A 21,829-nucleotide genomic window follows, 5' to 3' on the forward strand; every position below is an offset into this window, starting at 1 on the left:
TTCGCCTTTGGCGGTGAGGCCGTCCGCTGGCTCTGGCTCCAGCCCCCTCGCGCTCCCCCGGCCCTATGCCAGTTGGACACCTCTTTCCACCGGCCAGAGCCGCCATGAACGCGCGCTAGTGGACTGCATCGACCTGGTGCGCGACCTCCATCTGGCCAACGCCGGCACCTGATCACCCGCAACCCCATGAGCCCCGAAAGACTCCTGGGCGGACCCCGCTACGCCCTGCGGCTCGCTCGCCTGCCGACTCATGCTCACTTTTCGTGATTGCAGTAGCGCGGAGAGCGACGACATGTTGTCATTGGTCTCGCCCCTTCCCCCGGACGAGAACCTCCGATGCCACCACGTTCCCGTGCCCGCACCGCCGCCCGCCCCCGGACACAGAAAGAGCCGCAGAAAAAGAAGCCAGCCCGAGAAGAGGAGCCCCACAGGCGGCTCGATCGCCACACATTCCTGATGTGGCTGGCCGGAGCCGTGCTGATCCCAGCCATCGCCGCGATACCCGCCTATGTGCGCTTCCTCGGCGATGACACACCACCCTCGCAGACCGTGAAGGTGGCGCAGACGCTCCCATCCTTCGCAAAGGCGAGAAAGATCACTTATGCGGGCTCCGGTGTGCTCTACGCGATCTTCGCCGACGGAACCCTCCGCCGATTCGTCCACACCGACCCCGAGAACGGCGGCGCCAAGTGGCTGACCCCGCAGGGAGAGGAACTTGGCGGCGGCTGGAACCGATTCCGCTGGCTGGAGGCAGGAGCGGACGGTTCCCTTTATGGAGTGGACGTGTCAGGCGAGCTGTTCCGCTTCAAATACCAGCCGGGCGCACGCCTGGAAGCCGACTCCGGCCAGAGTATCGGGCACGGGTTCAGCGCATTCAAGGATTTCACCGCCGCTCCCGGAAACGGCTCGGACCAGATCTTCTACGGCCTCCGCCCTGACGGCGAACTCTGCTGGTTTCGCTATCTGGGACCTGACGCCGCCGAACCATGGATGAACGCCGGTCGTTGCAAGGTGGTCAAGCAGGGCTGGCAACACTACCGCCGCATCGTCGCTTCGGGAGGCGGTGTCCTGTTCACCATCGACGCACGCGGAGAGGCGTACTGGCACCGCCAGCGCGCACCCGAGAAAGGCGGCCGGACCTGGTTCAGAGACGAATATGAGCCCAACGGCACCGGATGGTGGATCCATCTGGACGAGACGGCCTACCGGGGCGTCTTTTACGTCCTGCTCCGCAGTGGCGAGCTTCTATGGTTCAAGTATCTCGAACCAGGCATCTACAAGCCGGGCTTCACCGGGTGGACATACCTCGGCAGACCACGTTTCCCCGCAGGAAAGATCACTAGTTGACAGGGAAGAACGCCGTCTGGCGCGCCACTCGGGCGCCGAGGCCCTCAGCGGTGCCGATGTCCCGATTCGTGGACCACATCCGGGCCCACGTCGAACGGGCTCTGGGAGCCGGCGCCCACGAAGTAGCCCAGCGCTTACGCCTCGGGGATGACGATCCCCATGCTGATCGGGTCCCGCTCGTCGGGATCCGGACCGCTGCGCACGCCGGTGTCGAGAGCGTCGACGCGGGCGATCTCCTCGGCGGACAGTTCGAAGTCGAACACATCGAAGTTCTCGGCGATGCGGGCGGGATTGACGGACTTCGGGATGGCGGAACGCCCCTGCTGCAAGTGCCAGCGGAGCATGACCTGCGCCGACGTCTTCCCGTGCGCGTCGGCGATCTCACGCAGCACCGGATCGGAAAGCACGCTTCTGCGGTGCTCGCCCCAGCCGGGATAGAAGGTGATGCCGCCGATGGGCGACCACGCCTGGGTGAGGATGCCGTGCTCGGCGTCGGCCCGCTGCACCTCGGGCTGGGTGAAGTAGGGGTGCAGCTCGATCTGGTTCACCGCGGGCACGACATCGGTGCGTTCGATCAGCTCGGCCAGGTGCCGGGGCATGAAGTTGCTGATCCCGATGGAACGGACCTTCCCGTCGGACAGGAGCTTCTCGAGCGCTCGATAGGCGGCGATGGTCGCGTCGAATCCCTTCGGCGCCGGCTGGTGCAGGATCAGGAGGTCGATCCGCTCCACACCGAGCTTCCCGGCGGCCTTGTCGAAGGCATGCAGAGTCTGGTCGTACCCGTAGTCGCTCACCCAGACCTTGGTCTCGATGAACACCTCCGAGCGGTCCAGCCCCGAACGGCGGATGCCCTCACCCACCTCGCGCTCGTTGCCGTACGCGGCGGCGGTGTCGATGTGCCGGTAGCCCGTCTTCAGCGCGGTCTCGACCGCCGCGGCGGTCTCTTCCGGAGACGACTGGAAGACGCCGAAGCCGAGAGCCGGCATCACGACACCGTTGTTCAGCTGGAGAGATGTAGTCGTCATGACATCCACTGTAGGAAGCCTCGGCCGTGCGAGGGAGAGCACCCCAGTACCTCCCAGGCCAGGAATAGATGGAGCGCCGAGCTGACAGCCCTGGGAACAGCTCCCCAGCAGGTCGGCCGGGGTCCTTGCCAGCACCCTCACCGCGCAGACTCCCACGTCACAGTTGTTTCCCGTTCCAATGCCCCGCTCTTCTCAAGCGTCCACGTGCTACCTCAGCAAAGACAGTCGACAACCTCGCCCAAACCATCCGCCGCATTTCTCGCGGCCTTTGCCGCCCTCGGCTCCATGTGACCAAGGAGCCGATAAATATCAGCTATGCCGCGGCCCTGACCCATACACTCCGACAATGACGGATGTGATCTTCCCTCCCAAGCTGACCGATGGCGACGTCGTACGAGTGGTGACGCCGGCCGTGTCCCGCGCGTTCGTGATGGAACACGACCACACCGACATCATCAACACGCGATTCGCCGAACTCGGCCTGACGCTCTCCTATGGCAGCCATGTCGACGAGCGAGACGCGTTCAACTCCTCCAGCATCGCCTCACGCGTCACCGACCTGCACGAGGCCTTCGCGGACCCATCGGTCGCGGCGATTCTGACGGTCATCGGCGGCTACAACTCCAATGAGTTGCTGCCGTACCTGGACTGGGAATTGATCCGCGCCAACCCAAAGATATTGTGCGGATACTCCGATATCACGGCACTGCAGAACGCCATCCTCGCCCGCACCGGGTTGGTCACCTACTCCGGCCCACACTGGTCAACCTTCGGGATGCGAGACCACCTCGAGCAGACCCTGCGCTGGTTCACCTCGGTCATGTTCGACACCGCTCCGATCACCCTGACCCCGGCAACACACTGGAGCGATGATCTCTGGTTCCTCGACCAGGACAAGCGCGAGCTGACATCCAACGAGGGATGGTGGCCGATCCGGCCCGGCGTCGCCGAGGGGCGAATCGTCGGCGGCAATCTGTGCACCCTCAACCTGCTGCAAGGCACCACCTTCATGCCATCTCTCGACGACGCGATACTGATCATCGAGGACGACTTCGAGTCGCAGCCGGCGACCTTCGCCCGCAATCTGACCTCGCTGCTGCAGCTTCCCGACGCTCCGGGAATTCGAGGGCTGGCGATCGGACGATTCCAGCACGCCAGCAATATGACCCGCCCGATGCTGGAACAGATCATCGACGCCCAGCCGGCACTGACCGGCGTCCCCGTCCTCGCCAACATCGACGTCGGCCATACCAACCCCTTGGCCACCTTTCCGGTCGGCGGCCAGGCCCAGCTCACCGTCGCCAACGTCCAGACAGGCCTGACGCTCCTACGTCACTGACGGGGGGCTGGCCAAGGTCGGTCCACACGACACGACGCTCGTGCATGTCGTGGCGCTTGGTGAACGAGACAGAAGCCGCAATATGCGAGAAGAAGATGGTGACTTATGAACGTCCATGCTGAGTTGGCCGCTGAACTGGCAGCCGCCACCTGGCGCAAGGCCACCAAGTCCGGCGCCAATGGAGGCGACTGCATCGAGGTCGCCCCTCTAGGCGGCGGCCGTGTGGCACTCAGAGACACCGAACGACCCGATTTGGCGCCATACGTGGTAAGCGGATCAGTCTGGGCGGCCTTTATGGATGGCGCCAAGAACGGCGAATTCGACTTCTGACCCCAACGCCGGCAGCACCACGACCGCCGTACGTGCACGAACCGCTTGCCGCGCCCGCCGGGCGAGTGGCAGCTTGATCGCCATGACTGCTGTGCCCCCCACCTGGGTTGATGACCTGTTCCCATTTCCCACGCCGCCCGCGCTCGCCAAACTGGTCGACATCGCCTGGCCGCACGCCTTCATCGACGAGGAGGTGTACGACGACGGACTCCTGACAGCGCACTACGACTTCATGTTCGACCTGGAATCCGTTCCCCGCGCTCCCGACGGCTGGGAAGAGGCCTATCCAGGTCCGGCGTGGCGAGGCGCCCACGTGCCGTTGTTCGCCACGCCGGAGTATCTGCAGTTCGGCCATCTGGGCAACGGCACCCACGTCGGATGGGTGGTGCCCGCGCCCGAACTGGGCGGAACCGATCACCCTGTCGCCCTCTTCGGCCAGGAGCCCGGAGGACGCGTCATCGCCAGGGACACCCGGGCCGGCCTGGAGTGGATGCTCTCGTTCGGCCTCCGCAAGGAGAACCTCAGCGACGACGACCGTTCCCTCATCGCCCGCGTCGCCACCGAACTCGACCTCGACCCCGCCCCTGAACGCGCCGTCACCCCGGACGGTTTCGACGTGGTGGTACCCCTTGAGCTCGCGGTCCCGTCCGGATGGAGACACGAGCCCGACGCGTACGGAATCGGCCCCGGGGTTCTGGCCCCGGCGGACGCGTTCGCCCCGGACGGCCCCATGGACTCCTACCGGCTGGATGACGTCCTCGCCGACGCCGCCCAACTGCTGGGCGCGGGGTTCCCGGCAACCGCCCTGCACGGAATCATGGACGCGTTCCACCGTGACATCGCCCACTTCACCAGCCTGCTCCCCTCTGGGTGCGCGCCTACCAGGACCTGGGCCACCGCAAATCACGACCCGGCTCGATCACATGCTGCCGATGTACGAAGGCCTGCAGCCGCTTTCGTTATTCGCGGAACTTCGCAACAGCCGGATTCATTTTCTGGACAGCACGAGCCCTTGGGGGAAGGTGGTCATGGGCACGAGCAGAACCAACTGCTCCCCCTGACGAACAAGGTGAGCGCCTAATCCCACCAAGTCTTCAAAACTGACAAAATTCCGAGAGGCGCGCATTACGACTACTCTTGACTTCTTCTGGAACTCCACTTTGACCTCCCCGGCTGGCGCGTTCCGATATGTGCACATATCGCAAGTGGCATGGCAGAACATAATGGTCCTGTTCTGTGGCGGGCAATGCAGCCGGTCATGCCGTAACTGACGAAGAAGGCCCTCGATGACATCGAACAAGCCGGATTTCATTACACTCGTGCTCGTAGGGGCATTCTCCCTCGCCCTGGCCGCCTGCGATGCCCATGGCCAGATGGCCATTCGCGGGAGCACATCCGCATCCCCATCGGGGGCAGCCGTCAACGCACCATCGCCATCCCCGTCCGTTTCTGCCACCGGGCTATCGACGACTGGGGCTACACCAGATCCGAACAACGACTCCCCTGTGCTGAACATGATCCAGGAGCGCGGAGGCGGCAGCCTTGCCGCCCCGAGGGGAGCCATGGCCTACAGCGACAATCCCAGGAATACTACGGTTGTAGTACCCCAACAAGAAGGTTCCGACTACTGGGGGACGGACTGGTGTCATTACTTCTACCGCCAGGCTCGCTGGTACGGGGATCTTTGCTTGCGACAGGCGCTCGCCGGTAATGGCCAAGCATTGACCAACATATACAACTTTTATCTCTACCAACCTGGCACGCTCGGCCAGTTGGTCCTGCAGGCTGATTTCAACGATCCACGCTGGAGAGTTATCAGCAGCCCGCTATTTCCGATGTCCAATGTGGTTCATTGGTTGGCGTGGCCAACTGCTGGCGAGGCGACGGCAAACACGCTGTGGCTTAACATGACAGACTACCAACAGAACCAGAATATCTGGCTTCCCTACCAGAAAGTGGCTGCTGAGATTCGAGCCGGAAACGGTTCCCGATTCGGCATTCAGGCAAACCAGCCACCACAAGACCTGTCCGCATGGGCTTGGGGGGTCTCCACTTTTACCAGCATGACCAACGCCATTGGCACACAATGGACTGCGCCGCAATGCGCCGCCAGCTATAACGGCTGCGGAACAGGTTGAATTCGTAGAGTGAACGCCACCTGGGCCTTCCATGCGCCTTCTTCCGCCTGTACCGACTCGACACCTGACAGCATCTGAGCTTCGACCATGAACCCGGCATCGCGCAGCCAGGCTGCCACCTGAGCGGGCTGACGGTGGTGAACGTGGACCTTCATGGGATGGCCGCCATAACCTTGCGTCTTCAATCGTGACCCGTCACCGACATGGAAGCCGACCAACACGAGTCCGCCGGGCCGCAGCACCCTCTGGAAGTGGCCGAAGACAGCGGGGATCTCAATATCTGGGACGTGAATCACCGACCAGAAGGCGAGCAGCTCGGCGTCTCAGGCCTCCTGGCCGAACTGACCGGGACCGGGGTGTGCGGCGTCCTCCGCTTCGCGGTCGACACCGGCGGCCCGGAGTCCTGATCCGGTGACGAGGGCGTCGCCGAGCTCCGAGCGTAGATAGAGGACCGAGCGGCCGTGGCGGGCGCTGGCGAGGAGGCCGGCGGCGCGGAGGGTGCGGAGGTGCTGGTTGACGGCCGAAGGGGTGACGCCAAGGCGGCCGGAGAGTTCGGTCGATGAGGCGGGGGTCTCGAGCATGGTGAGCAGCCCTGCCCGGGTGGCGCCCAGAAGGTCGGTGAGCACCCCTGGGGAGTGACGGGGCTCCGGTTGCCACAGCGTGCCGACGCCTCGAGTGCCGTACATGATCAAAGGGGGCTCGGACGGGGAGATGGGGACGGTGGAGGCCCGGGTGAAGAGGGTCGGGACCAGGGTGATGCCCTCGCCGCTGGTGGAGCGCCGGTAGCGGGTGTCGCTGATCAGCCTCATGCGTACGACGCCGTCCTTCAGCTGAACACGCTCGCTGAGGTCGGCGAACATCGCGGCCAGGCCGCGGGCCGAGATGACCTGGCCGCGGTGGACCACGTCGGCCTGCAGGACCGCGCGCATCCTGGGCCACCAGGGCGCGAAGCAGGTACGCCAGTAGTCCCGCAGCGCGTCCAGGATGCGGGACGACGGGTCGCCGCGCAGCGGCTCGGGGAGCCGGGGGTGGATGACGCGCAGGTCGTCGAGCACCCGGTCCACCGGGACGCGGGCGACTGTGGCGAGTTCGTCGTCGATGCGGGTGAGCGGGGCGTGGGGGCGGGGTGACAGGTAGTCCGGTGTCCACATGTCGTCGTTGGTGAGCGCTTTCAGCAGGGGCACGTCCAGCGTGGATCGGGCCTGCTCCGTGCGGCGCAGCCAGGGCAGGTGCACGGGATAGCGCCCGGGGTCGCGGAACGTGCGCAACGACAACGTGAGCTCGTTGAGCGGCGAGATGGCAAAGCGGACGTCGGCCACATCCATCCCCGCGAGCTCATACTCGACCAGCCCGGCCATGAAGCCATACGCTACATCAATTGGCGGCAAAGGCCCCATTGCGAGATAAAAGCCCCCGTGATTCAGACCTTCTTCCCTCAGGACCCCGTCGCCCGCTCACTGACCGTCAGCACGATGGCGTTCGCGCTCGCCAGCGGCGTCTTCTACACCGTCAGCACGCTGTACTTCACGCTCGTCATCGGGCTCAGCGCGACGACGGTGGGTCTCGGGCTGGGCATCGCGGGCGGCACCGGGGTGATGGCCTCGTACGCGGGAGGGTGGCTGGCCGACCGGGTCGGCGCGCACCATATCCAGACGGTGGCGACAGGGCTCAACGGGGTTGCGCTGCTCGCCTACGCGTTCGTCTCCGACGCCGTCGTGTTCGCCCTGATCGCCTGCTTGGCCGTGATCATGCGTTCGGTGTGCTCCTCGGCGAAGCAGGCGATGCTGGCGCGGTGGTACACCGGCCCGGAGCGGGTCGAGGTCCGGGCCCGGATGCGCGTGGTCACGAACGTCTTCATCGGCCTGGGTACGGTGTCCGCCGCGGCGGCGCTCCTGATCGGCACCGCGTCGGCGTACCGTGTGGCGATGATCGTCGCCGGCGTCTTGCTGCTGATGGCCACCGTGCCGCTGGCCGGGCTCGGACGTCAGGTGCCGGAACTAGCCGCCAGGATGACCGCCGTCGGGGAGCGCACCGCGTCCACCGGACCCTCGCCGCTCAGGGACCGTACGTACATCGCGAGCGTGGCGTGCAACGCCGTGGTGGCCACGCATTTCGGCCTGCTGAACGTCGGCATGCCGCTCTGGGTGGCCGCCACCGGCGCGCCCACCGCCATCGTCTCCGTGCTCCTCGTCCTCAACACCGTGGTCGTGGCCGCACTCCAGGTGCGCGCCTCGCGCGGCACCGACGACGTGCGCAAGGCCGGGCGCACGGTCATGCGCGCGTCGTGGCTGCTTGCGATGGCATGCGGTCTGTACGCCCTGGCCGGCTACGGAAACATGATCGTCGCCTGCGTCCTGTTCGTCCTGGCCGCGTTCGCCCACACCATGGGTGAGATCCTGGGCGAGGCGGGCGGCTGGGGCATGGCCTTCGAACTGGCCGACCAGCGCAGCGCCGGCGCCTACCAAGGCCTCAGTCAGACCGGCTACGCGATCGCCGCCATGTTCTCCCCGATCTTCGCCACCACCGCCGTCGAACACGGCACCGCGGGCTGGGTCGGTCTGGCCGCCCTCTTCGTCCTGGCCGGCACGGGCGCCACCGCCGTGGCCCGACACGCGGCCACGATGATCCCCGCCGCCTAGCGAAGAGGCGGAGCTGCGACGAGTCCACGTCCAGATGGTCCCGCTCCCGACCACACCAGGCACACCGTCGAGGCCGCTCACCGCGTGGATGGTGTGGCCGGAGAAGCAGTGGAACATCCGAAGATCATTCATGCGCGAGACCGCATCCCCGCTAGTGGGCGGTGTGGCGCGGGGGTGCCGGTACACCGTCCAGGTGTTCAGGTCCCGCTAGTCATGGATCGGAGGGCGTCGGTGACGTGCCCGCGGGCGAGCCTGACGCCGCGCGGATGGTTCCAGCCGATCGCCGCAGTGGGGACGCCGTCCGCTTCGGCCAGGGCGGCGAACCGGCCGCTGCCCGGCTCTCCGTCGAGTGGGCGCAAGCGGGCGCCGGGTGGGATGTGGCCGTGGATCTGGAGCTTGACGTCGTACTGGTCGGTCCAGAAGTACGGGATCGGGGTGTACGGCGCGCCGTCGCCCATGATGTCGGCGGCCACGGCCATGGCTTGCTGGGTGGCGTTGGTGCGGTTCTCCAAGCGGATGCTCGTACCCAGGAGCTCGTGGTGCCAGCGGGCCACGTCGCCCACGGCGTACACGCCCGGTGCGGCCCGGCAATGGGAGTCGCACTCGACGCCGTCGGTGAGCGACAGGCCGCTTCCGGCCAGCCAGCCGGTGGCCGGAACGGACCCGACGGCGATCACCACCACGTCGGCGGGGACACTCTCGCCGCTGGTCAACTCGACCGCACCGACCAGCCCGGCCGCACCGACTCGCTCGGCCGGACCACCCCCGCCCGGACCATCCCCACCTGGGCCGTCCCTGCCCGGACCATCCCCGGCAGCCGCTCCTGTCAGGCCGGCCACGCCCACCCCGGTGCGTACCCCGACTCCATGGCTTTCGTGGAGTGCCCCCACCAGGCTGCCGAGTTCGTCGCCGAGCTGGCGGACCATCACGGTCGGCAGGGGGTCGACGAGCGTGACCTCAGCTCCCAGGGTGCGAGCGGTGGCGGCGATCTCGCAGCCGAGTACGCCCGCGCCGATGACCGCGACCCGCCGCGCCCCGCGCAGCCGCTCGCGCAGGGCCAGGGCATCGTCGAGAGTGCGCAACGTATGCACCCCGACGAGGTCCTGAGCGCGCAACGTATGCACCCCGACAAGGTCCTGAGTACGCAACGCGGGCACCCCGACGAGGTCATCAGCGCCCAACGTGTGCACGCTGGCAAGGTCCCCCAGGAACGGCGGCCGGCGCGGGCTCAGCCCGGTGGCGATGACGAGCGTGTCGTACGACAGCGTCCGCCCGTCGTCGAGATCCACTGTACGGGCGGCGGTGTCGAGCCGTTCGGCGCGGCGGCCGAGGATGAACTCGGCGCCGAGCGCGTCGAGCCGAGCGGGTTCGCGCAGGAAGACGCGTTCGGCGGGCCAGGATCCGGCCAGCACCTCCTTCGACAGCGGTGGCCGGTCATAGGGTAAATGCGGCTCCTGACCGACCAGCCGGATCTGCCCGGCGTACCCCTTGGCTCGCAACACCTCCGCCACGGTGAGCCCCCCGGCCGAGGCGCCGACGATGAGCACGCCGCTCACCGCTCCTCCGTCAAAGCGATGGCCGTGGCCGGGCACAGCAGCGCGGCCTCGCGGACGGCCGTGTGCAGTTCGAGCGGCGGCGTCGGGTCGAGCAGGACCACTACGCCGTCGTCGGGATGCTGGTCGAAGACTTCAGGAGCGCTGAGCACGCACATGCCCGCGCCGCAGCAGCGTTCCCGGTCCCCGTCATGTGCATCACACCACGTCCCAGGTGACCGGGAGCCGGTGCACGCCGTAGATCATCATGTCGGTGCGCAGCGGTACCTCCTCGGCCGGTATGTCCAGGCGCAGCGTCGGGAACCGCTCGAACAGCGCGGGCAGGCCGACCTGCAGCTCGACGCGGGCCAGCTGCTGACCGAGGCACTGGTGGATGCCGTGGCCGAAGGCCACGTGCCCGGTGGCGGGGCTGCCCAGGTCGAGTACGTCGGGGTCGGCGAACTGGTGCGGGTCGTGGTTGGCCGCCGGGATCGACACGGTGACGGTCTGACCGGCCCTGATCAGCTGGCCGCCGAGCTCCACATCCTCCAATGCGGCCCGGTTCAAGCCGGGAACGATGCTCAGGTGGCGCAGCAGTTCCTCGACGGCCTTGCCGGCGTCGGCGCGCAGGAGCGCGAGCTGGCCGGGGTGGCTCATCAGGGCGAAGGCGCTCAGGGCGAGCATGTTCGCGGTGGTGTCGAAACCGGCGCCCATGAGGATGCCGCCGATGACGGACAGCTCGTCGTCGGTCAGGTCGCTGTTGTTGGCCAGGCCGCTGAACAGGTCATCGGTGGGCCGGGCGCGCTTGGCCGCCGCCAGGTCGCGCATGAACCCCTGCACCGCGGCGAAGGCGGCGACCTTGTCCTCCGGAGATATGCCCATGCCCCCGAGCACGGCCATGTGGTGCTGGAAATCGGCCCGGTCGGCGGTCGGCACGCCCAGCAGTTCGCAGATCATCAGGGCCGGGAGCGGCAGCGCGAACGCCTCCACCAGGTCCACCGGCGGGCCGTGCCGCTCCATCGCGTCCAGGTGTTCGGCGGTGATCTGCTCGATCCGTCCCGTGAGCTGGCGCATCCGGCGGACAGTGAACTGGCCGGTGAGCAGCTGGCGGTAGCGGGTGTGCTCGGGCGGGTCCATGGAGGGGAAGGCGCCGGGCGGTGCTGGCCGAGGCTTCGCGCTGAGAGTCGCCCCGGGGAACGGGCTGTGGGTGAGCTCGGCCCGGTGGCTGAAGCGCTTGTCGGCCAGGACAGAGCGGACCAGGTCGTGCCTGGTCACCAGCCAGCCGATATGGCCGTCGGGGTAGATCATCGGGGCCACGGGATGGTCGGCGCGCAGGTGCCCGAGCTCTTCGGGCGGGTCGAAGGGGCAGCCTGGGCGACGCGTCATCGGAATCGGAACAGGGCTCGGGATCGGGATCGGGCTCGAGGGTGCGGACATCTCATTCCTCTCTGCTCTGGAGGTGACGCGGCTTCACTTAACACCACTAAGAGTAAAAATACAACTGATGTAAAAACAGTCGTGATGTAAGCTCATCCCCGTGGAGGAGACACGGCGCGAGCGCAAGAAGCGCCAGACCAAGCAGCTGCTCGTCAGCACCGCGTACCGGCTGTTCAGCGAGCAGGGCTACGAGCGGACCACCGTCGCGCAGATCACCTCCGAAGCGGATGTGGCCACGAAGACGTTCTTCAACTACTTCCCGAGCAAGGAGGATGTGCTGTTCTCCGATGCCGAGCACTACTACGAGGCGGCGCTGGAGGTCCTCGCCGAGCGGGCGCCGGATGAAGGAGTGCCGGAGCTGCTGCTGCGGACCTACGACCGGGTCATCGCCCGATATCTCGCCGACGGCCCGCTGGCCGGCGACCGGGAGCGGATGGAGGTCTACGGCAACCTGATCATGACCGTCCCGGCCGTACAGGCGAAGGCCCTGCACGTCCTGTTCGACCTGCAAAGCAAGATCGCGGGCGCGTTCCTGAAGGCCTTCCCGGACGAGCTGGACCCGATCAGCGCGGCGGCCGCGCTCGGCTCCCTGCTGGGCGCCGTCCAGGCGGCGACGCGCACCTGCGGGGAGCTGCATGGGCAGTCGGAGGAGGAGTACTTGAAGGCCGGCCGCCGGGCCGTCGAGATCGCCATGCGCGGGCTGGGGACATTGTGACCGGGCTCGCACGTACGCATCCCCGCTAGGCCTGGTCCGCGACCACATGCTCAGGTGTGTCAAGCCAGAGCTACTGGGCCCCTGAGAAGTGACGGTCATGCCGTACCTGGATCGCTTAGGCCCGCCCACCGGAAGTAGGCGTCCACGGCCTCCTCCGGGAGTCGTCGGGCTTTCCGCTCCACTAGGTATTTCGCCTATCACGACGGCTTCTGGCGGACGCAGCGTGATCCGCGGCTGGATCGCTTCGTCGAGAAGGTCGTGCGCACCCGGGCGCCAGTCAACCGTCGCGTGCACCGGCGCCTTCAGACGTCACCGACGTGGGCGATGAGTGCTAGCAATATGATATCATTCAGATATCAGGCGGTACTGAGGCTCGTTGACTGCTGGACTCATCATGAGCGCGAACACGGGCAAGGACATGTCCGCACGTCGAATGGATCGACGGCGGCGGTCGCAGGCGTCAATCGCACGGCGGCCGAGCGCGAGATCTTCGGCCCGCGCGGCGAACGGTCCTCGCCGACCGGATCCGTCGAGCGACGTCGAGCCGGCCGCCACCTCTTCCGGCTGGGCCCGCGCTACGGCGATCGCGGACGCCTTACCCATACGACCGGTGGTGATCACGACCGATGGTTGACGGCGTGGATGTGACGACCCGATCGTGGGCGGTGCCGTGGCCGGTGTGGCTGGTGGCCGGGCTGATGGTCGCCGGGTTGCTCAGCCTGTCGGGGGCGTACGGCTTCCATGGTGACGAGATGTACTTCGCGGTGGCGGGGCGGCATCCGGCGTTCGGGTACGTGGATCAGCCACCGCTGAAGCCGTTGCTGTCGGCGGCGGCGGTCGCGATCCTGGGGGCCTCGCCGACGGCGGTGCGGATCCTGCCGGCGCTGGAGATGGCCTCGGTCGTGATGATCGTGGCGTTCATCGCCCGCGATCTGGGTGGCTTGCGCCGGGCGCAGATACTGGTCGCGGTGACGGCCGGCGTCTCGGGGTATCTCGGCGCGGGGCATCTGGACACCACCACCGAGCCGGACCTGCTGGTCTGGGCGGTGGTGATGTGGTTACTGGTACGGCTGCTCGCCGGCGGGGATCGGCGGCTGTGGGTGGCGGTGGGGCTGAGCGCGGGCATCGGGCTGGAGAACAAGGACACGCTGCTGTTCCTCGCCGCGGGGCTCGCCATCGGGGTGCTGCTGTGCCGGCGCTGGGAAGTCGTCCGCTCACCGTGGGCGTGGGCCGCGGCCGTGATCGCGGCCGTGATGTGGGCACCGAACCTGGCATGGCAGGCCGAGAACGGCTGGCCGCAGCTGACGATGGCCTCGCGGATCGCCGGGTACGCGGCGACGAACCGCGCCCAGGTCCTGCCGTTGCTGTGGCTGTTCACCGGTCCCTTGCTGTTCCCGGTCTGCGTCATGGGCCTGGTCTGGGTGCTGGGGTCGCGGGCCGCCGCGCCTTGGCGACCGCTGGGGGTCGCCGCCCTCGTGGCCATGGTCTTGGTCCTGCTCAGCGGCGGCAAGGCGTACTACGCGATCGGCAGCGCCGCGCTGTTCATGGCGGCCGGCGGGATCGTCCTGGACACGTGGATCGCCCGGGGCCATCGACGGCTCAAGATCGCGGGGTTCGGCGCGGCGGCCGTCGCCTCCGGTGGGCTGATCGCGCTGCTGACCCTGCCGGTCCTGCCGGTCGCTGCTTACGCCAAGACCACCCTGCCGGCCACGGTGCCCGACGTGGCCAACCAGATCGGCTGGCCACAGTACGTGGCGACCGTGGAACAGGTCGTGGCCGGGCTGCCCCCGGCGCAACGCGCCCACGCGGTGATCCTCGCCAACAGCTACAGCGAGGCCAGCCCTCTCATCCTCCTCGGCAAGAGCCTGCCGCCGGTCCACTCCGGCCACAATTCCTACTGGACTTGGGGACCTCCGCCCGCCGAGCGCACCGTCGTCGTCCACGTCGGGGACTGGCGGCCGGCCAACTGGGCCCAGTACTTCACCGGCTGCCGAGACGTGGCCCGTATCGACAATCGGCTCGGGATCGACAACGGCGAACAGGGCAAGCCGGTCACGGTGTGCACCGGCATCCGCGCCCCGTGGACAATGATATGGCCCGCCCTCCGCACCATCAGCTGACCCGGCAAGCCCGCCTTGACCAGCAGCGCCGAAGCCCGCGTCGCCGAGGCCCCTTGGTATCCCGATTCCGCGACATCGCCAGCGAAACGATCACCGGGAACGAGTTCAGAGAATTCGGCTAGGTCGCAGTACCCCAGCACTTTCAGGCGAAGAGCAGAGTCAGGCCCCCGATCGTGTAGCAGATCATCAGGACGAACAGCGGGATCTGCCCCGCCACCGCCCTGTCGGGCCGCAGCAGGCGGACGGAGCGGTCATGCGCGGCGACCACGCCCACCACGTGCCCGAGCACGATGGCCAGCATCTGGACTGTGGCGATCGTGGCCGGGCTGACGGCGTTCTGGTCCACCGAGGCGTCGAGGCCGAGTGACAGGATGGTCGCGCGCTGGCCCTCGATGAGCAGCAGCGAGAAATAGTGCGCGATCAGGTAACCGATCGCGATCGGCACCAGCGAATGGCGAAGCGGGGCGCCAGTCCCCTGGTCCCGCCGACCAGTCCGGCCAGCCCGAGGCAGGCGCCGTACAGCACCGCCTCCCCGGCGATGGCCGCCAGGCCGGGGGCCGGCTCGAGGGCGTCGAGGCCGTCGAACGGGTTGCGCAGCACCGGCTTGCCGTCGGTCCGCCTGCTGAGGGGGACTGATGGCCGATCAGGGTCGAGTACACCTCGAACGGGTCGCCCCTGGACAGCCACGCGTGGCCGTACACCAGGGTTCCGGCCAGCTGCGCCGTGCCGTACAGGCCGCAGAAGACCAGGAGCGTCGCGGGCGCGGCGGGCTCTGGGGCGACCAGCTCCATCCAGGTGGACGCCAGCAGGCCGACGGCGGCGGGCCAGTAGCCGAGCCGCGGCGGCAGCGGCGCGCGCGGCCGGTCGGGCAGCAGCCGGAACGGGTTCAGCACCCGCCACACCGGCCCGAACAGCAGCGAAGCAGGCACGAGCCCGACCCAGAAGAGCACATACACCAGGTACGGTCCGGCGTTGCCGTCAGCGGGGCCGATCACGAGCCAGCCCAGGGTGTACGCGACGGCCAGGAGGGTGAGCGCCCGTCATCGCACCGCCACCTGGGTGAGTACGAGTTTGCTCCGATGCGTCTCCACCTGGAACACGCCGGTCAGGTCCGCGGTGAACCGCAGCGTCACCGGCTCGCCGGGGCGCAGCTCGGCCTTGAGGTCGTACCCGTGCACGTGTACCTCGTCCGCGACGTCACTGGTCACCGTGATGCTGACCGGCCGCCCCTTGGCCACCTCCAGCCACCCTGACGGCAGGCTCACCTTGCCCCCGGCGATGGTGATCGCCGCGTTCGGCCGCGCGCTGGGCCGTCCCGTGGAGACCTCGTGGCTGTTGCCGGGGTTGTGGTGGGTCTGCGCCAACGGCCCGCACCCCGCCACCAGCACACACACCAGGGCGCACGCCAGAGCGGCGACGACTCGCCTCACGCCGGCACCTCAGCTGCGGCCGAGGCCGTGCTGCCGCGTCGCCTGGGCGCCAGGACGACCACCGCGCAGAGCACCCAGAACCCGGTGAGCAGCCCGCGAACCCAGCCGGGCCCCAACGGGATCACCGGAATCAGGTAGACCACCCGGTCGAACGCGTCCACAGCGGCCAGCAGCCCCAGCACGATCGTGAACCAGCCGAACACCGGCCGCCCCCGCCGCAGCGCCGCGCCCAGGCAGAGCCACCAGCCCGCCATGAGCAGCAGCGCGAGCGCCGCCATCAGCGTGCCGGCCGTGGCGGCGGCCACCACGTCGAACGCCAGACCCAGGAACCCGCACAGGCTCCCGGCCACGACCAGCCGGTGCCGGTACTCGCTGCGCGCCGCCATCGCCGGAGGCACCCCGTTGGCCGCCGGATCGCCCTTGCGCCGTCGTACGGCCTGGCCGGTCCGCCGCCAGAACAGGACCGCGATCAGCGCGAGCACGGCCGAGCCGCCCAGAGCGAGCTGAGCCTCCACCTTGCCGAGGCCGGCGGCGCCGAACCAGTCGCAGCCCGCGGGCAGCCGCGCCTGCGCGGCGCTGAAGTCGGCGCACAGGTAGAGCTTGATGAGCTTCACCGGCTCGGCCAGCCAGCGGTTGGAGCCACCGGACAGCGCGGGCGCCTTGGCCGCGCAGACCGGGAGCACCGCGGGCGAGGACCGGCCCACGTCCGCCTGCCAGCAGTTGCCGGTCCCCTGGCCGTCCCACCAGACGTCCAGAGCGTTGGGACGCCGCTCGCCGGTGGGGCTCACGCCGAAGAGGTTGCCCTCGTAGCGGTTGTAGTTGGCGGTGTCGGCCTGCTTGGCGAGGTCGTTCTCGCCCCTGATGAACGCGGGGACGCCGAAGAGCCCGAAGGCCGCGCGGTTGTGGCCCCAGATCTGGTTGTTCTTGAAGACGTTGTAGTTGCCGCCCGCGACCAGCACGCCGGTGCCCGGCGGGGCGCCCGTCTGGGAGCAGACCACGCCCTGCTCGTAGCCGCGCTGGGCGGGCGGCTTGGCGCAGGTGCCGTTGCGCGTGTACTCGTAGTAGTCCTTGTTGTTGTCGTGGATCTTGTTGTTCTCGAACGTGGCGTGGTTCTGCGGCAGGCCGGGGTGGCTGGGCCAGAGGCTGTCCATCGTGGCGCCGACCATGTTGTCGTAGAACTCGTTGTCGTGGACCCACATCGAGTCGCCCGCGGTGCCCGAGTAGCCGAGCGCGTTGTCGTGGCTCTTGCAGCGGCGGATCTCGATGGCGTACCGCGTGATCTCGTGGCCGCGGCCGTCATTGAGGTTGGAGGCGCTGCCGGGATAGAGGCCGCCGTCGCCGTTGCCGTACGCCTCGCAGTCGGTGTAGAGGCCGTGGTCGCTGGCGAAGGTCAGGAAGCCGTACTCGTCGTTCCAGCGGGTGAGCACCTGGTCGATGACGAAGCCGTCGGTCTCCAGGATGTACAGGGAGTTGAAGGTGGTGCGCTGGGCGGTGAGGTTCCTGAAGTAGACGCCGTCGGTACGGTCGGCGCGGATGGCGTTCAGCTTGCGGTACTGGGCGTCGACGATCACGTCGAGGGGGGACGCGCCGGTGCCCTCGATCTGGAGGTCCTTCTTGCCGAGGATGGCGACGAGGTTCTGGTTGTGCGGGCAGCGCTGCTGCTGTTCGAAGGAGAGGATCTGGTAGCCCCAGGTGGACCAGCGGGCCGGGAGGTGGGCGCAGTCGCCGGTCGGGGCGGCCTGGCTGGGCTCTTCCTGGTAGAGGCCGGGGAGTACGGCGATGGTCATGCCCGGCCGGTCGACCTTGTCGACGGCCTCCTGCAGATCCCTCACCCCCTGTTCCCGACATTTCGCGAAAAGCTGGAGGTTGCGTTGTTTGGTGGGTTCCGGGAAGGTCGCGATTCTTCGGGCGAAGTCGTCCGCGTCTGTTTTACAGACCAGCAGATCAGGCTCCGCCCTGCGTAAGACGGGTAAGGTGCCCGAACCGTCGGGCAGCGTGACCGGGCGCTCTTCGTGGGCCAGCGCCGGGGCGGCGAGCATGAGCAGCAGGGACGAGCTCAGGGCGACGACGGTGGCGAACCTGCGCATGGGGGGCATGGCCGCGACGCTAGAACAGGACTCATGTTCTGCCTAGAGCCAAGATCAAAACGGCCGGGAGAATCTCCCGGCCGTCCGAATCTCCATCCTGAGAGCTGGTCTCAGCTCTGGGGCCCGATCCCCGCTATGACCGCGTCGACGATCCGCTCGGGCAGGTCGGCGGGCAGGTCGCCGGCGGGCGCCCACTTGGTGTGGTGCATCATGGTCCCGGACAGCATGGCCATGGCGAGATCGATGTCGAGGTCCGGCCTCAGCTCGCCCGAGGCGACGCCACGCTCCAGCGTGCCGCGCATGGCCCGCTTGCGCGGCTCGACGGCGCGCTTCATGAAGCGCTCCATCAGCCGCGGGTAGCGATCCGCCTCGCTCATCGCGATGTTCATCACGCACCGGCCCCGGGCCTCGCCCGCTTCCTTGCGGATCACTTCCAGCAGGACGATCAGGTCGTCGCGCACCGACTCTTGGAGTAGCGGCGGCAGCGGTGCCCTGAGTGTGGCGAGCGCGTCGACCACCAGGTCTTCCTTGTTGGACCAGCGCCGGTAGATGGTCGTCTTGCCGACGCCCGCCCTCGACGCGATCGCCTCGATGGACAGCTCAGACACGCCCATGCCCTCGGCGATCAGGTCGAGTGTCGCCTCGATGATCGCCTTCTCGGCCTTTTCGCTGCGCGGACGGCCCGCCGGACGGGCCGTCGTGGATTCCTGGATCGTCATCGCGGCCTCACACTACCGCTGGTTCTTTCTTTTCCACCTGCTGGACCGGGCGTGCCTTGCCCGGCATCCACTTCAGCACGACCAGCACGCCCAGCAGCGCGATGACCGCGGAGACCAGGGCCGTGGTGTGCATCCCGTGGAGGAAGGCGTTGAAGGCGGGCTGGATCAGCGCCTGCCCGTGCTGGCCGAGGGCGTGCGCGGCGCCGACCGTCGCCATGATCGACTCACCGGCGGCGTGCTGGGCATCGGCCGGAAGGCCGAGGCCGGACAGGGCGGGCGCGATCTCGCCCCGGTAGCTGGAGGACAGCACCGAGCCGAGCACGGCCACGCCGAGCGCGCCGGAGATCTGCCGGACGGTGTTGCTCATGGCCGAGCCGACACCGGCCTTCTCCCTGGGCAGCGCCTCCATGATCGCGGTGGTCGCCGGAGGCATGATGTTGGCCATCGCGGCGCCCTGCACGAAGAAGATGATCTCGATGACCACGATCGGCGTGCTCTGGTCGAGGAACGCGTAGCTGGTGAGCGCCGCGGTGACCACCAGCATGCTGACCACGGAGGAGAGCTTGGCGCCGAAGCGCTGGTTAACCCGCTGGCTGAGCGGCGCGAAGATGAGCTGCGCCGCGGCGAACGGGATCATCAGCGCGCCCGCCTGCACCGGGGTGAAGCCCAGCACGATCTGCATGTAGAAGGTCAGGAAGAACATCCCGCCCATCATCGCGAAGAAGACGATGCCCATCATGCCGATGGCGGAGGAGAACCGGACGTTGCCGAAGTTACGCACGTCGAAGGCGGGGTGGTCGGTACGCCGCTCCCACCAGACGAACGCCGCCAGCACCGCCACACCGATCAGCGTCGGGGTGAGCACCTCGGCGGAGGCCACGGTGGCCAGTTCGCCGCCGCGGATGATGCCGTAGACGATGGCGACCAGGCCGATGATGGACAGCACCACGCCGATCGGGTCGAGCTTCGACGGCTTGGGGTCACGCGACTCCGGCACGACCGTGCCGATGAGGATCATGCTGATGATCACGATCGGCACGTTGACCAGGAAGACCGAGCCCCACCAGAAGTGCTCGATCAGCACGCCGCCGGTGATCGGGCCGATCGCCACCGCCAAGCCGACACCACCGGCCCAGACGCCAATGGCCTTGCCCCGCTCACTCGGCGGGAAGACGTTGGAGATGATGGCCAGGGTCGCCGGCATGATGGCCGCGCCGCCGATGCCCATCGCCGCCCGGGCCAGGATCAGCTGCATCGGATCTTGCGCGTAGGCACTGGCCAGCGAGGCCAGGCCGAACATCAACATGCCGATGAACAGCATCCGCTTGCGTCCGGTGCGGTCACCGATCACCCCGAAGGTGAACAGCAAGCCGGCGAACACCAGCGTGTAGGAGTTGATCGCCCACTCCAGCTCGCTCTGGGTCGCGCCCAGACCGACAGTGGGGTCCGCGATGGTCTTCATCGCCACGTTGAGGATCGTGTTGTCGAGCACGACCGCCAGCAGGCTGAACACCAGCACGCCGAGGATGGGCCAGCGGCGTGGATGACCTGTGTTCGCATCCATGGAAAGCACCTTAATTTCGATACGCTTGAGTTTCGCAACGCTACCGTATCGCAAGGATATTCCGATACGCAACGGACTCGTTTCGTAAGGGTTAACTCGTGGCGACGACTGGCTCCGCGACCTCGACCGGTGGCGCCTCGACGGGCTGGGGCCGCCGCCGCCAGAACGGCAGCGCGACCAGCACCATCGCCACCCCCGTGAACCCGGCCACCACGAACGCCCAGGCGGGGCCGTGCGCGTCGATGACCGCCCCGGCGACCGGCGCGGAGAGCGCCCCGCCGATCAGCAGGGCGGTGCCGTGGAAGCCCATCGCCTCTCCCCTGGCGCCCGCGGGCACCCAGCGGCTGACGGTGTCGACCGTGGAGGACAGCGAGGGGGCGCAGAGCACACCGGCGGGCAGCAGGGCCAGCATGAGCCACCACCAGTCGCCACCGGCCAGCGAGGCCAGAACGGTCAGCAGGCCCATGCCCGCGATGAGGGCCAGGGGCGAGACGCCGCGCGACAGCCCACCGTACACGAAGCCGCCCGCCAGCGAGTAAAGGCACCAGATGGCGACCGCGAGCCCGATCCACGGGGTCTGATCGGCGTGCTTCATGGTGCCGACCAGGGCGAGCTCGGTCGCGGTGAGGACGAACGTGGCCGCGGCCACCGTGCCCAGCAGCGCGACGAAGGCGGGCGTGAGCCACTGCCGCCGGGGCACCTTCATCGCGGGCGCCTTCAGCTCCTCGGCCGACCGGGTCGGCGGGTTGAGCGCGATCAGCGCCACTCCCGAGCCGGTCAGCCCGACCGCGATGCTCGCCAGCGTCGGCCCGCTGCCGAGGGTGGTCATCCCGGCCACGGCCAGCGCCGGGCCGACCATGTAGGCGAGCTCGACCAGCATCGAGTCGAGCGAGAAGCCGGCCCTGCGGTGCTCGAGCGGCACCATGGCCGCAAGGCATTGCCTGATCACGCTGAACACCGGCTGCCCCAGCAGCCCCGCCACCGCCGCCGCCACGACCAGCGCCGCGTACGGCAGCGCCCACGCGCTCGCCCAGAACGCCGCCTGCGCGACGGTGGTGACGGTGAGGATCGGCCGCAGGCCGTATTTGTCGACGAACCTGCCCGTCAGCGGCGACCCGACGGCCATGCCGACCGTGCTGGCCATGGTGACCAGCCCCGCCTGCCCGAAGCCGAGCCCCAGGCCGTTGACGACATAGAGCGTCAACGCCATGCCCGTCGCGGTGGTGGGGATGCGGGCGATCAGGCCCACCAGGAGTAACGTCCGCACGCCGGGCAGCCGGAACAGCCGCTTGTAAGGGTCGAGAGCCATGTTGATTGCTTACCTCCAGGTCCATTGTGGCAAGCGGCACCGACAATTCCGCCACCGGTTATCGCCGTGCGCCGTCGGCCGCGTGCCATCATCGGAAG

At 68.0% G+C, this 21,829-nt stretch carries 21 protein-coding genes and 1 pseudogene; 8 read left to right on the top strand and 14 right to left on the bottom strand.

All coding sequences use genetic code 11. The annotated features are described in order from the left end of the window. Positions 1 to 456: 456 nt before the first annotated feature. Positions 457 to 1,347: a tachylectin-related carbohydrate-binding protein gene (locus AB0B61_RS54765; RefSeq protein ID WP_358449809.1), complete on the top strand. Its 891-nt coding sequence runs from the start codon at positions 457 to 459 to the stop codon at positions 1,345 to 1,347. A 134-nt stretch (positions 1,348 to 1,481) separates the two neighbouring features. On the opposite strand, the gene AB0B61_RS54770 is transcribed toward AB0B61_RS54765, so the two are convergent. Beyond that, positions 1,482 to 2,372 (bottom strand): aldo/keto reductase, encoded by an 891-nt coding sequence (locus AB0B61_RS54770; protein WP_358449811.1) that lies wholly within the window; start codon positions 2,370 to 2,372, stop codon positions 1,482 to 1,484. A 346-nt stretch (positions 2,373 to 2,718) separates the two neighbouring features. Here AB0B61_RS54770 and AB0B61_RS54775 point away from each other — a divergent pair, with 346 nt between their 5' ends. From AB0B61_RS54775 to AB0B61_RS54790, 4 genes are all read left to right on the top strand, one after another. Next, complete coding sequence (locus tag AB0B61_RS54775) at positions 2,719 to 3,711, top strand: S66 peptidase family protein (protein ID WP_358449813.1); 993 nt, start codon at positions 2,719 to 2,721, stop codon at positions 3,709 to 3,711. 105 nt (positions 3,712 to 3,816) lie between these two features. Then, positions 3,817 to 4,041, top strand: coding sequence for a DUF397 domain-containing protein (locus AB0B61_RS54780; protein ID WP_358449815.1), 225 nt, complete (start codon positions 3,817 to 3,819; stop codon positions 4,039 to 4,041). 82 nt (positions 4,042 to 4,123) lie between these two features. Beyond that, positions 4,124 to 5,122, top strand: a complete 999-nt coding sequence (locus tag AB0B61_RS54785) for a hypothetical protein (RefSeq protein WP_358449817.1) — start codon at positions 4,124 to 4,126, stop codon at positions 5,120 to 5,122. A 205-nt stretch (positions 5,123 to 5,327) separates the two neighbouring features. Further along, on the top strand, positions 5,328 to 6,179 hold the full coding sequence (locus AB0B61_RS54790; protein ID WP_358449819.1) for a hypothetical protein: 852 nt from the start codon (positions 5,328 to 5,330) through the stop codon (positions 6,177 to 6,179). Here the strand turns inward: AB0B61_RS54790 and AB0B61_RS54795 are convergent. Both AB0B61_RS54795 and AB0B61_RS54800 read right to left on the bottom strand, forming a co-directional pair. After that, positions 6,155 to 6,475, bottom strand: coding sequence for a hypothetical protein (locus tag AB0B61_RS54795; RefSeq protein ID WP_358449821.1), 321 nt, complete (start codon positions 6,473 to 6,475; stop codon positions 6,155 to 6,157). The genes AB0B61_RS54790 and AB0B61_RS54795 overlap by 25 nt on opposite strands. A gap of 27 nt (positions 6,476 to 6,502) precedes the next feature. Beyond that, positions 6,503 to 7,537, bottom strand: a complete 1,035-nt coding sequence (locus tag AB0B61_RS54800) for a DUF5937 family protein (RefSeq protein WP_358449823.1) — start codon at positions 7,535 to 7,537, stop codon at positions 6,503 to 6,505. A 57-nt stretch (positions 7,538 to 7,594) separates the two neighbouring features. On the opposite strand from AB0B61_RS54800, the gene AB0B61_RS54805 reads away from it, so the two are divergent. Then, a complete protein-coding gene (locus AB0B61_RS54805; protein ID WP_358449825.1) occupies positions 7,595 to 8,818 on the top strand; it encodes an MFS transporter in 1,224 nt (407 codons plus the stop codon). A gap of 197 nt (positions 8,819 to 9,015) precedes the next feature. Here the strand turns inward: AB0B61_RS54805 and AB0B61_RS54810 are convergent, their stop codons facing one another. The 3 genes and pseudogenes from AB0B61_RS54810 to AB0B61_RS54820 all read right to left on the bottom strand — a co-directional run bounded on the left by AB0B61_RS54810 (position 9,016) and on the right by AB0B61_RS54820 (position 11,736). Further along, positions 9,016 to 10,374 carry an FAD-dependent oxidoreductase gene (locus AB0B61_RS54810; protein ID WP_358449827.1) on the bottom strand — a complete coding sequence of 453 codons (1,359 nt, stop codon included), beginning with the start codon at positions 10,372 to 10,374 and terminating at the stop codon, positions 9,016 to 9,018. Further along, positions 10,371 to 10,556: pseudogene (locus AB0B61_RS54815) on the bottom strand (ferredoxin); the annotation flags it as partial. The gene AB0B61_RS54810 and the pseudogene AB0B61_RS54815, both read right to left, overlap by 4 nt. A 13-nt stretch (positions 10,557 to 10,569) precedes the next feature. Beyond that, positions 10,570 to 11,736 carry a cytochrome P450 gene (locus tag AB0B61_RS54820; protein WP_358449829.1) on the bottom strand — a complete coding sequence of 389 codons (1,167 nt, stop codon included), beginning with the start codon at positions 11,734 to 11,736 and terminating at the stop codon, positions 10,570 to 10,572. A 151-nt stretch (positions 11,737 to 11,887) separates the two neighbouring features. On the opposite strand from AB0B61_RS54820, the gene AB0B61_RS54825 reads away from it, so the two are divergent. Beyond that, a complete protein-coding gene (locus AB0B61_RS54825) occupies positions 11,888 to 12,502 on the top strand; it encodes a TetR family transcriptional regulator (protein WP_358449830.1) in 615 nt (204 codons plus the stop codon). Positions 12,503 to 12,847: 345 nt separating this feature from the next. Here AB0B61_RS54825 and AB0B61_RS54830 read toward each other — a convergent pair whose 3' ends face one another. Further along, a complete protein-coding gene (locus tag AB0B61_RS54830) occupies positions 12,848 to 13,123 on the bottom strand; it encodes a hypothetical protein (RefSeq protein ID WP_358449832.1) in 276 nt (91 codons plus the stop codon). A 17-nt stretch (positions 13,124 to 13,140) separates the two neighbouring features. On the opposite strand from AB0B61_RS54830, the gene AB0B61_RS54835 reads away from it, so the two are divergent. Then, a complete protein-coding gene (locus tag AB0B61_RS54835; RefSeq protein WP_358449834.1) occupies positions 13,141 to 14,622 on the top strand; it encodes a glycosyltransferase family 39 protein in 1,482 nt (493 codons plus the stop codon). Between the two features lie 142 nt (positions 14,623 to 14,764). Here AB0B61_RS54835 and AB0B61_RS54840 read toward each other — a convergent pair whose 3' ends face one another. From AB0B61_RS54840 to AB0B61_RS54870, 7 genes are all read right to left on the bottom strand, one after another. After that, on the bottom strand, positions 14,765 to 15,067 hold the full coding sequence (locus AB0B61_RS54840) for a hypothetical protein (protein WP_358449836.1): 303 nt from the start codon (positions 15,065 to 15,067) through the stop codon (positions 14,765 to 14,767). Then, complete coding sequence (locus AB0B61_RS54845; RefSeq protein WP_358449838.1) at positions 15,043 to 15,222, bottom strand: hypothetical protein; 180 nt, start codon at positions 15,220 to 15,222, stop codon at positions 15,043 to 15,045. The genes AB0B61_RS54840 and AB0B61_RS54845 overlap by 25 nt, the downstream gene beginning before the upstream one ends. Positions 15,223 to 15,662: 440 nt before the next feature. Continuing rightward, positions 15,663 to 16,052 (bottom strand): hypothetical protein, encoded by a 390-nt coding sequence (locus AB0B61_RS54850; RefSeq protein WP_358449840.1) that lies wholly within the window; start codon positions 16,050 to 16,052, stop codon positions 15,663 to 15,665. Then, on the bottom strand, positions 16,049 to 18,148 hold the full coding sequence (locus AB0B61_RS54855) for a right-handed parallel beta-helix repeat-containing protein (protein ID WP_358449842.1): 2,100 nt from the start codon (positions 18,146 to 18,148) through the stop codon (positions 16,049 to 16,051). The genes AB0B61_RS54850 and AB0B61_RS54855 overlap by 4 nt, the downstream gene beginning before the upstream one ends. Before the next feature lie 101 nt (positions 18,149 to 18,249). Beyond that, positions 18,250 to 18,858, bottom strand: a complete 609-nt coding sequence (locus AB0B61_RS54860) for a TetR/AcrR family transcriptional regulator (RefSeq protein WP_358449844.1) — start codon at positions 18,856 to 18,858, stop codon at positions 18,250 to 18,252. 7 nt (positions 18,859 to 18,865) lie between these two features. Next, positions 18,866 to 20,422 (bottom strand): MFS transporter, encoded by a 1,557-nt coding sequence (locus AB0B61_RS54865; protein ID WP_358449846.1) that lies wholly within the window; start codon positions 20,420 to 20,422, stop codon positions 18,866 to 18,868. A 91-nt stretch (positions 20,423 to 20,513) separates the two neighbouring features. Continuing rightward, positions 20,514 to 21,731, bottom strand: coding sequence for an MFS transporter (locus AB0B61_RS54870; protein WP_358449848.1), 1,218 nt, complete (start codon positions 21,729 to 21,731; stop codon positions 20,514 to 20,516). Positions 21,732 to 21,829 lie beyond the last annotated feature (98 nt).

The sequence above is a fragment of the Nonomuraea sp. NPDC049158 genome, assembly GCF_040648335.1.
GTDB lineage: Bacteria > Actinomycetota > Actinomycetes > Streptosporangiales > Streptosporangiaceae > Nonomuraea.

Bases quoted from the DNA above. Each gene is read 5' to 3' on its own strand.
- AB0B61_RS54865 (WP_358449846.1), bottom strand. From the start codon at position 20,422: ATGGATGCGAACACAGGTCATCCACGCCGCTGGCCCATCCTCGGCGTG.
- AB0B61_RS54765 (WP_358449809.1), top strand. From the start codon at position 457: ATGTGGCTGGCCGGAGCCGTGCTGATCCCAGCCATCGCCGCGATACCC.
- AB0B61_RS54800 (WP_358449823.1), bottom strand. From the start codon at position 7,537: ATGGCCGGGCTGGTCGAGTATGAGCTCGCGGGGATGGATGTGGCCGAC.
- AB0B61_RS54775 (WP_358449813.1), top strand. From the start codon at position 2,719: ATGACGGATGTGATCTTCCCTCCCAAGCTGACCGATGGCGACGTCGTA.
- AB0B61_RS54820 (WP_358449829.1), bottom strand. From the start codon at position 11,736: ATGACGCGTCGCCCAGGCTGCCCCTTCGACCCGCCCGAAGAGCTCGGG.
- AB0B61_RS54785 (WP_358449817.1), top strand. From the start codon at position 4,124: ATGACTGCTGTGCCCCCCACCTGGGTTGATGACCTGTTCCCATTTCCC.
- AB0B61_RS54870 (WP_358449848.1), bottom strand. From the start codon at position 21,731: ATGGCTCTCGACCCTTACAAGCGGCTGTTCCGGCTGCCCGGCGTGCGG.
- AB0B61_RS54770 (WP_358449811.1), bottom strand. From the start codon at position 2,372: ATGACGACTACATCTCTCCAGCTGAACAACGGTGTCGTGATGCCGGCT.
- AB0B61_RS54790 (WP_358449819.1), top strand. From the start codon at position 5,328: ATGACATCGAACAAGCCGGATTTCATTACACTCGTGCTCGTAGGGGCA.
- AB0B61_RS54855 (WP_358449842.1), bottom strand. From the start codon at position 18,148: ATGCCCCCCATGCGCAGGTTCGCCACCGTCGTCGCCCTGAGCTCGTCC.
- AB0B61_RS54780 (WP_358449815.1), top strand. From the start codon at position 3,817: ATGAACGTCCATGCTGAGTTGGCCGCTGAACTGGCAGCCGCCACCTGG.
- AB0B61_RS54860 (WP_358449844.1), bottom strand. From the start codon at position 18,858: ATGACGATCCAGGAATCCACGACGGCCCGTCCGGCGGGCCGTCCGCGC.